This is a genomic window from Paenibacillus residui, from assembly GCF_042677205.1.
GTDB classification, from domain to species: domain Bacteria; phylum Bacillota; class Bacilli; order Paenibacillales; family NBRC-103111; genus Paenibacillus_L; species Paenibacillus_L residui.
The window spans coordinates 340,642-348,848 of the sequence record NZ_JBHTIU010000027.1 but is presented as its reverse complement, the minus strand read 5'-3'; the positions used below and the strand labels follow the sequence as shown (position 1 = coordinate 348,848).

8 protein-coding genes and 1 pseudogene are annotated in these 8,207 nt (G+C 50.8%); 7 read left to right on the top strand and 2 right to left on the bottom strand.

All coding sequences use genetic code 11. The features are described 5' to 3' along the window. The 3 genes and pseudogenes from ACFQ03_RS08620 to ACFQ03_RS08610 form a co-directional block, all read left to right on the top strand. Nucleotides 1-632: pseudogene (locus ACFQ03_RS08620) on the top strand (hypothetical protein); the annotation flags it as partial. Next, entirely contained in the window at nucleotides 629-925 is a 297-nt protein-coding gene (locus tag ACFQ03_RS08615) for an EscU/YscU/HrcU family type III secretion system export apparatus switch protein (protein ID WP_144933205.1), read from the top strand. The pseudogene ACFQ03_RS08620 and the gene ACFQ03_RS08615, both read left to right, overlap by 4 nt. Further along, nucleotides 922-1,299, top strand: a complete 378-nt coding sequence (locus ACFQ03_RS08610) for a YraN family protein (protein ID WP_379287450.1) — start codon at nucleotides 922-924, stop codon at nucleotides 1,297-1,299. Before ACFQ03_RS08615 ends, ACFQ03_RS08610 begins: the two co-directional genes overlap by 4 nt. Before the next feature lie 44 nt (nucleotides 1,300-1,343). Here the strand turns inward: ACFQ03_RS08610 and ACFQ03_RS08605 are convergent, their stop codons facing one another. After that, entirely contained in the window at nucleotides 1,344-1,640 is a 297-nt protein-coding gene (locus ACFQ03_RS08605; RefSeq protein WP_379287448.1) for a hypothetical protein, read from the bottom strand. Nucleotides 1,641-1,819: 179 nt separating this feature from the next. Here ACFQ03_RS08605 and ACFQ03_RS08600 point away from each other — a divergent pair, with 179 nt between their 5' ends. Beyond that, on the top strand, nucleotides 1,820-2,455 hold the full coding sequence (locus ACFQ03_RS08600) for a hypothetical protein (RefSeq protein WP_379287446.1): 636 nt from the start codon (nucleotides 1,820-1,822) through the stop codon (nucleotides 2,453-2,455). A gap of 1,085 nt (nucleotides 2,456-3,540) precedes the next feature. Here ACFQ03_RS08600 and ACFQ03_RS08595 read toward each other — a convergent pair. Continuing rightward, a complete protein-coding gene (locus ACFQ03_RS08595) occupies nucleotides 3,541-5,109 on the bottom strand; it encodes a YifB family Mg chelatase-like AAA ATPase (RefSeq protein WP_379287444.1) in 1,569 nt (522 codons plus the stop codon). A 254-nt stretch (nucleotides 5,110-5,363) separates the two neighbouring features. Here ACFQ03_RS08595 and ACFQ03_RS08590 point away from each other — a divergent pair, with 254 nt between their 5' ends. The 3 genes from ACFQ03_RS08590 to sucD all read left to right on the top strand — a co-directional run bounded on the left by ACFQ03_RS08590 (nucleotide 5,364) and on the right by sucD (nucleotide 8,174). After that, on the top strand, nucleotides 5,364-5,624 hold the full coding sequence (locus tag ACFQ03_RS08590; protein ID WP_379287442.1) for a hypothetical protein: 261 nt from the start codon (nucleotides 5,364-5,366) through the stop codon (nucleotides 5,622-5,624). A 398-nt stretch (nucleotides 5,625-6,022) separates the two neighbouring features. Next, the gene (gene sucC, locus ACFQ03_RS08585) at nucleotides 6,023-7,189 is read left to right on the top strand and encodes an ADP-forming succinate--CoA ligase subunit beta (RefSeq protein ID WP_144933193.1); all 1,167 of its coding nucleotides are present in this window, start codon (nucleotides 6,023-6,025) and stop codon (nucleotides 7,187-7,189) included. A gap of 52 nt (nucleotides 7,190-7,241) precedes the next feature. Further along, entirely contained in the window at nucleotides 7,242-8,174 is a 933-nt protein-coding gene (sucD, locus tag ACFQ03_RS08580; RefSeq protein ID WP_150959631.1) for a succinate--CoA ligase subunit alpha, read from the top strand. Nucleotides 8,175-8,207 lie beyond the last annotated feature (33 nt).

The window sequence follows — 8,207 nt, the reverse complement described above, 5'->3', positions numbered from 1 at the left end:
CTGCGGGGCAGCCTGCGCCTGCCGCGCCCGGGCCAGACCCGGCGGCGGCCGGAGCGGTCCCGGACCGGGCCGCTGAAGCGTCTCAGTCGCTGAAGGGAGCGCTCCTTCAGTTGTCCGCGGCCGATGACCTCCCGCCGGCCCTCCGAGAAGCGGTCCAGCAGACGCTGCAGCAAATTACCGGCCAGCAGCTGTTGCTGGCCGCTGACAGATCGTCCATGTTTACCCATGTGACGATGACGGTCCCGTTGTTCCATGCCTCCGGTGAGCAAACAGCGGCGGTCCACATCCAGACCCGGAAAGGAAAGCAGGGGGAGATGGATTCCTCTAACTGCCGACTGCTTTTCGATTTGAGAATGGCCTACCTCGGGCCGACCATTGTCGATGTTCAAGTGACTGATCGTATCGTGAACATTGTCGTACATAGCGATTATTCGGGGATGGAGAAGGCCATTGAGCCGTTTCGCCAAGAAGTGGCGGACAGGCTGGAGGCGCAGGGATATCCTTTTGTATCCATTCGATCACTGCCCTTCCCGGACAAAAAAGCAGGCCAAAACCACGCTGCTTCGGGGGAGGACGGGGGACTGTCTCTGTATGATACTAAACCGTACAAAGGAGTCGATCTGCGGATATGAATTCTTCCAACAGCCATACACCGAAGAAAGCAGTCGCTTTACGATACTCTCCCGACCAAATAGCGGCCCCGGTCGTCGTGGCCAAAGGAAAGGGCGAGGTGGCGGAGACCATTTTGCAGAAGGCCAGAGAGTATGGGGTTCCTGTCCAAGAGAATGCGTCGTTGGTTGAGGTTCTGTCCCAGCTGGACCTGGAGCAGCAAATCCCGCCCGATTTATATCAATTGGTTGCCGAAATATTGACTTTCGTCTACCGTTCCGATCAATGGGCAGGGGAACAAGCGGGTATCCGATGAGCGTTCCCGGTAAGGATAGCCGCAAGGAACTGGGACGCCGGGGTGAGCGGCAGGCGGAAGCTTTTTTGACCATGCAAAATTATCGCATTGTTCATCGCAATTGGAAATGCCGCACCGGGGAATTGGACATTGTAGCTTGGGATGGAACTGTCCTTGTTTTTGTCGAAGTAAGGACAAGAAGAATGACCGGTACCTTCGGGAGCCCGCAGGAATCGGTGAATGCCAGGAAACAGAAGCAAGTCAGGGATACGGCACAGGTGTACCTGCATTTTCATCAACTGAACGAGGCTTCCGTCCGTTTTGATGTCGTTTCGGTTTACATGGATTTACAGGGGAGAACGAAGAGGCTGGAGCACTTGCGCGGTGCTTTTTAATAGATAACGATCACTTGTGGAGCCAGAACGGATACCCGGGATTGCTATTCTCTCAGGGCATCTCTTAACTTGCTGGACATCTTCTGGGCTTGGGGACGGCGTGTGCTGCGCAGTCTTTCCAGCTCTTTTTTCATTTGTTCGTTCTCTTGCAGCAATGCCTGTATATTCGCGGCTTCTGACTCGAAAGGCTTCCGTTCGCACTCTTCCACTTTGCCGGCAAAAAGCCACCCTCCGCCTTGCAAAAATTGTTCGAATTCATGGCGGAACTGCAGACCGGTTTGTTCTGAACCTAGCTCCAGCCATCCGTCTATTTTAAGGAAACGGCCGTTTTGAATAGACATTCTCTCCACTCCTAGCAGATAAGCATGTGTATAATAAGGGATGATTACCTACTATTGTAACGGAATTCTGTCGGAAGAGCATCCTTTCTTTTCAGTGAGCCGGTATCTGCGGAAGCGAATTTTCCGGCAGTACAGTCTTTTGTAAAGTAACAATATAAATGGATTAGGAGATGCGGAAAATGTTGATTGGGATTAAAGTCAGGCTGAACGACAGCCCGGTAAAGGCACTCCAATTTGTTAGAAGATACACTACTCTTGGTCTGTCGGAAATCAAAGAAAGGCTGCAGTCTTATAAAATCATCCTTACGCTGGATATTCACGATGAAGAGGAGAAGGACAAGCTGCTGCAGTTTATCCGGGATGCGAACAAATTGGGATTATCTCTCGATTTTATGGAGCAGACCGAGGAAGGAGAGTTCGAGGACATTAGCGAGGATATGCTGTGGAATGCAATGGACAGGTGGGAAGGCATACGCAGAAACACCGAGACCGAAATGTTTTTGGAAAAGGGGCCGGTTTTAACCGTCCGATGTAATGAATGGCCGGAGACTGCCGACACACCATCCTCCGATATAATAACCGAGGCGCGAAATACGGAATTAAAATACGATCTCAGCCGTGTGGAAGATTACTTGGCATGCCGCCGGCTTATGGAATATTTAAGCGCATCTTCGATCGATGCGGAGCTTCGAATGGACTATGCGGATGGTGACTATCCGGAGGAGTATAGGGTTCAGGAATTGCTGGAGTTGTTTCAGGAGATGCGAATCAGTGAATTTCTGGGTGTGGAATGCCCGGACGATCCCGAAAGATAGGTATGCGAAAAAAACGAAGCAGATATATAGAGCATACATGGGTATCTGATCTGTGGGAAATTTAGATAAGATAGGCGAGCTATCCAAAATGATAACCCATGCTGCCGCTTGCCACTACTGAATTATCCAGACCGAGCGGCAGCAATAAAGTTCCAATTGCAAATAACGAGAGAAACCATTTCTGTACTTACTAAAACAATGAAAGCCCTACCTCTCTTTCATCCTTGCGACTCCTTGATCGCGCCAGTGTGAATTAGCGATACATCATAACAAATTCTTCAGGGTTATTGGAATTTGAACAAATGGATGGAGGAAATTATTTAACTGAGGAACTTCTGAGGGTTAATGCAAACAGGAGTAATCTTAACATAATTTTTAACGAAAGTCAATGATTGGATTTCAAAAATCTCGCTTGCACGCAGATAGTACCGTGTCATCGGCATTGGGGCAGGCTGTATTTTGGTAGCTGTCGATTAATTGTAGCAAAGGCGAAGGGATAGGACCGAGGATGATTATTGTACTAGTGAAAAGCGAATTGGTGTAGCATCAATGAAACTGGAAATGGATAACAGCGAAAATGTAACGGACCTGAGAGACCCTATTTCGTTAAAAAGGGCGGTTTTTTGAGACGGACATAGATGCGCTTATTTCATAGAATTGTCCTACATTTGCGTTCGTTTCTTGGGAATAGAGTCGTCTCAGTCCGTTAAAGTTATCGAAAGGCCCTTCCGGAGCGATTAAGGTCTCTTGGGTCCGTTATAACCAAACCGTGCAGATTTCTCACATGATCTTAGTTGTACACCAAAAATCAACAGCCAATCTGAGTCCGTAACTTTGCCGAAAGGCCCCTTCTGGTATGATCTCAGTTCTACACCAAAAATCAACAGCCAATCTGAGTCCGTAACTTTGCCGAAAGACCCTTCTGGTATGATCACAGTTCTACACCAAAAATCAACAGCCAATCTGAGTCCGTAACTCTGCCGAAAGGCCCCTTCCGGTATGATCTCAGTTATACACCATTAATCGACAGCCTCTTTTGTGTAGCTAATTCAAGTGAATTGTAGCTAGTCAATAGAAATATGCGATTACTGAAACGTCTTCCGGTCCAAGGTGCGATATTGAATCGCTTCAGCCAGATGGGCGATCTCGATATCGCGAGAGCCTTCCAAATCCGCAATCGTGCGGGCCAGCTTCAGGATCCGGTCATAAGCCCGGGCACTTAAGGCTAGCGTATCGAAGGTGCTGTGAAGGAGCTGATCGGCCTCGGGCTTGAGCCGGGCGTGACGGCGCAGCAGCTTGCCTGCCAGCTCACCGTTAAAGCGGATTCCCGTCCCCCGGTATCTCGCCTGTTGAATCGACTGGGCCCTGATGACCGACTCCTTCATCTCGGCGGAGGACAACGATGAAGCCTCCTGTCCGAACAGTCGGTATTCCATACGCGGCACCTCCACGTGCAGGTCAATGCGATCCAGCAGCGGTCCGGAAATGCGGGACCGGTACTGATTGATTTTGAGCGGTGAGCAGGTGCATGGAGAGGTGACGGTTTCGGCTCCGAAAAATCCGCAAGGGCATGGGTTCATCGATGCCGCCAGCATAAAATTGGCGGGGAACGTGTAGACGGCCCGGGCCCGGCTAATCGTCACCTGATTGTCCTCGAGCGGCTGCCTGAGCACCTCGAGCGCATTTCGGGAAAATTCGGGAAACTCATCGAGAAACAAAATGCCGCGATGAGCCAGGCTGACCTCTCCGGGCTTCGGTATCGTCCCTCCACCGGCCATCCCTCCCGCAGAGATCGTATGGTGGGGAGAACGGAAGGGGCGGGACGTCATCAATTGAGCCCTTCCGCGCAGCTGGCCCGAGACGCTGTAGATTTTCGTCACCTCCAACGCCTCGTTCTCCTCCATATCCGGCATAATGGTAGGCAGTCTGCGGACCAGCATCGTCTTCCCGGTGCCCGGAGGTCCGATCAGCATAATGTTATGCATGCCTGCCGCGGCGATGACGAGAGCCCGTTTGACGTGCTGCTGTCCGGTCACATCGGCATAATCCAGCCCTGCCCCTGTATCGGCGGAGTCAGATTCGGTCGGCGGCGAATCGCTCCCCGGTTTATTTAGTAAATGATATAAATGATTAACGTCATTAATCAAATGCTGTCCGATCTGCGTTACATCTCGTAAATGGGCGACGGCATAGACATCCATTCCTTCGACCAGCATGGCTTCTTTGGCATTTTGCAGAGGGACGACGATCTTGGGAATCCCCATGGTGCGGGCATGATGAACCATCGAGAGCACACCGGGGACCGGACGCACGCTGCCGTCCAAAGCCAGCTCCCCGATGATCAGGGCTTCGCTCCACGGTTCCCCCGTCAGTTGTCCGCTGGTCAGCAGCAGGCAGACGGCGATGGCCAGGTCGAAGGACGCTCCCTCTTTACGAAGATCGGCGGGGGCGAGATTGATCGTAATCCGCTCCATCGGGAACTTGAAGCCGCAGTTTTTAACCGCGGCGCGGACCCGCTCGGCGGATTCCTTGACCGCAGCATCTGGCAGGCCGACGAGACTGACCTGGGGCAATCCGCTGCTGATGTCGATTTCCACTTCAATCAATTTTCCTTCAATGCCGTTAACGCAAGCGCTGCGAACTTTGCCAAACATAAATAAGCACACTCCTTCCATGATAGAAGAGGGGAATCCGTAACTATTGCTCCCGTTAATCCCCTATTGGAAAAAGGTGCTTCCTTATAACCAATATATAATTATATTATTCCGCATAAGACTTCCATGCCGATAACGCGTCATCACTGATAAGCTCTTCACCATTATAACATTCTACATCCGCGGGAAAAATCCTGCCTCTGTTTCATAATTTTAGAAAAAATGAGTCATACTACTCGTGAGGTGATTGGACTATGGAAAACAAACCGTATTTCTGCCCGAATTGCCGCTCGAACCGGGTTAAATTCAGCGTGATTACGAGATACACACAGTCCTTTATCAAGGATGCCGTTACCGGGGAAGTTACGGAAATGGCGGAGGAAGCGCCGCTTCAACCGGAGGAGCCGGAAATTCAATGCCTGGTTTGCCATTTCTCGGGGAATGAAATGAGATTCGTGAAGCAGGCGGAGAGAGAGCCGAGGTCAGCCGTCTCCATCCAGCCTACTTATAGTTAATGTAGGACCAGCGCTTGCTTTCCCGGAAAGCGGCGCTCTTTTTGTTACGCCGTCGGGCCATTTCCATGCGGTTCGGCGGCTCCATTCGCGTAAGGGGAGCTTGCGGGCAGTTTCCTTCGCCGGCATGCGGTATTCCTATTTCCCGAGCAATTAGAAAAATCGCCACCTTTCACCAATATCAGGAAGCATATGAGAAATTAATGTTAAATAATTAAGAAAAGTAGAGGAAACTAGCGAAAAAAAGTGGTACAATAGATAGGGCTTGTCGAGCGGTGCGATACTGCCGATTGAATAGATTTTTTTCGTTCTGATAATATCTATTTTAGTTGGCTGAAATCCATTGGTTTCGAAGCTTGGTTTCGAAGCGCCATTGAAGACACTGATAGGAGGAAGTAAGAATGAATATCCATGAGTATCAAGGCAAAGAAGTCCTGAGACAATATGGAGTGACCGTTCCGGAAGGAAGAGTCGCTTTTTCCGTGGATGAAGCGGTTGAAGCTGCCAAGCAGCTGGGAACCCCTGTTGTGGTTGTCAAAGCCCAAATCCATGCTGGCGGAAGAGGGAAGGCCGGCGGAGTCAAGGTAGCCAAAAATCTGGACGAAGTACGTACATATGCTGACGAAATTCTCGGTAAAATTCTCGTCACCCACCAGACCGGTCCGGAAGGTAAAGAGGTTAAACGCCTGCTGATTGAGCAGGGTTGCGATATTAAGAAAGAATACTACGTAGGCGTAGTTGTAGACCGCGGCACCGGCCGGGTCGTCATGATGGCATCGGAAGAAGGCGGCATGGAGATTGAAGAGGTGGCCGCCAGAACTCCGGAGAAAATATTCAAGGAAGTGATCGATCCGGTTATCGGATTGCAGCCGTTCCAGGCTCGCAGACTGGCATTCGCGATCAATATTCCGAACGAACTGGTTAACAAGGCCGTTAAATTCATGATGGCGTTGTATACGGCATTTGTAGATAAGGACTGCTCCATTGCGGAAATCAACCCGCTCGTCGTAACCGGAGACGGAAACGTTATGGCGCTGGATGCCAAGCTGAACTTCGACTCCAACGCATTGTATCGTCATAAAGACATCCTGGAGCTTCGCGATTTGGAAGAAGAAGATCCGAAGGAAATCGAAGCCTCCAAATTCGACCTGAGCTACATCGCTCTGGACGGAAACATCGGATGTATGGTTAACGGAGCCGGCCTGGCTATGGCGACGATGGATATCATCAAATATTACGGCGGAGAACCGGCCAACTTCCTCGATGTAGGGGGCGGCGCCACCACGGAGAAAGTAACCGAAGCGTTCAAGATCATCCTGTCCGATGAGAAGGTCAAAGGGATCTTCGTTAACATTTTTGGCGGCATCATGCGCTGTGATGTAATCGCCGAGGGAGTTGTAGAAGCGGCCAAGCAGGTAGGTTTGGACCGTCCTCTTGTCGTGCGCTTGGAAGGAACCAATGTGGAGCTCGGGAAGAAGCTTCTGAACGAATCCGGCTTGAATATTATCGCTGCAGACTCGATGGCCGACGGCGCTCAGAAGATCGTAGAGCAAGTCAAAAATCTGTAAGCAGCACCCCTTATATAAAATGAACGGAAAAAAGTAAAGGATGTGAAGCGACGTGAGTATTTTAGTTAATAAAAACACAAAGGTCATTACTCAAGGGATTACCGGTTCCCAGGGTAGATATCATACCAAAGGCGCGCTTGACTACGGAACTCAAGTAGTGGGAGGGACTACTCCCGGCAAGGGCGGTACGGAAGTAGAGTTTGAGCTGGAGAACGGCAGCACGGTCAAGCTCCCCGTGTTCAACACGGTGCGTGAAGCGGTAGAAGCTACCGGAGCCAATACATCCGTTATTTATGTTCCTCCGGCTTTCGCGGCGGATTCGATCATGGAGGCCGTCGACGCGGATCTGGATCTCGTTATCTGCATCACTGAAGGAATTCCCGTGCTCGACATGGTTAAAGTCAAGAGATACATGGAAGGCAAGCGTACCGTGCTGATCGGTCCTAACTGCCCCGGCGTCATTACTCCGGGTGAATGCAAAATCGGCATTATGCCGGGATATATCCATACTCCAGGCCATGTCGGAGTCGTTTCCCGCAGCGGAACGCTCACCTACGAAGCCGTTCATCAGTTAACTACCCGCGGCATCGGCCAGTCCTCTGCCGTAGGGATCGGCGGAGATCCGGTTAAAGGCTCGGAATTTATCGACGTTCTTAAGAGATTTAACGAAGATCCGGACACTTATGCCGTCATCATGATCGGTGAGATCGGCGGAACGGCGGAAGAAGAAGCGGCCGAGTGGATCAAAGAGAATATGACGAAGCCCGTTGTCGGATTTATCGGCGGTAAGACCGCTCCGGAAGGCAAGCGGATGGGTCATGCCGGCGCTATTATTTCCGGAGGCAAGGGAACGGCCGCCGAGAAAGTGGCTACTCTGGAAAGCTGCGGAATTAAAGTGGCTCCTACTCCTGCGGAGATGGGATCCACACTGGTGAGCGTCCTGGAGGAAAAGGGACTGCTGGAGAAATGCATCACCAAAAAATAATAGCTAACTGAATAAATAATTATGAAGGTAAGC

Bases quoted from the DNA above. Each gene is read 5' to 3' on its own strand.
- ACFQ03_RS08600 (WP_379287446.1), top strand. From the start codon at position 1,820: ATGTTGATTGGGATTAAAGTCAGGCTGAACGACAGCCCGGTAAAGGCA.
- ACFQ03_RS08610 (WP_379287450.1), top strand. From the start codon at position 922: ATGAGCGTTCCCGGTAAGGATAGCCGCAAGGAACTGGGACGCCGGGGT.
- sucC (WP_144933193.1), top strand. From the start codon at position 6,023: ATGAATATCCATGAGTATCAAGGCAAAGAAGTCCTGAGACAATATGGA.
- ACFQ03_RS08590 (WP_379287442.1), top strand. From the start codon at position 5,364: ATGGAAAACAAACCGTATTTCTGCCCGAATTGCCGCTCGAACCGGGTT.
- ACFQ03_RS08605 (WP_379287448.1), bottom strand. From the start codon at position 1,640: ATGTCTATTCAAAACGGCCGTTTCCTTAAAATAGACGGATGGCTGGAG.
- ACFQ03_RS08595 (WP_379287444.1), bottom strand. From the start codon at position 5,109: ATGTTTGGCAAAGTTCGCAGCGCTTGCGTTAACGGCATTGAAGGAAAA.
- ACFQ03_RS08615 (WP_144933205.1), top strand. From the start codon at position 629: ATGAATTCTTCCAACAGCCATACACCGAAGAAAGCAGTCGCTTTACGA.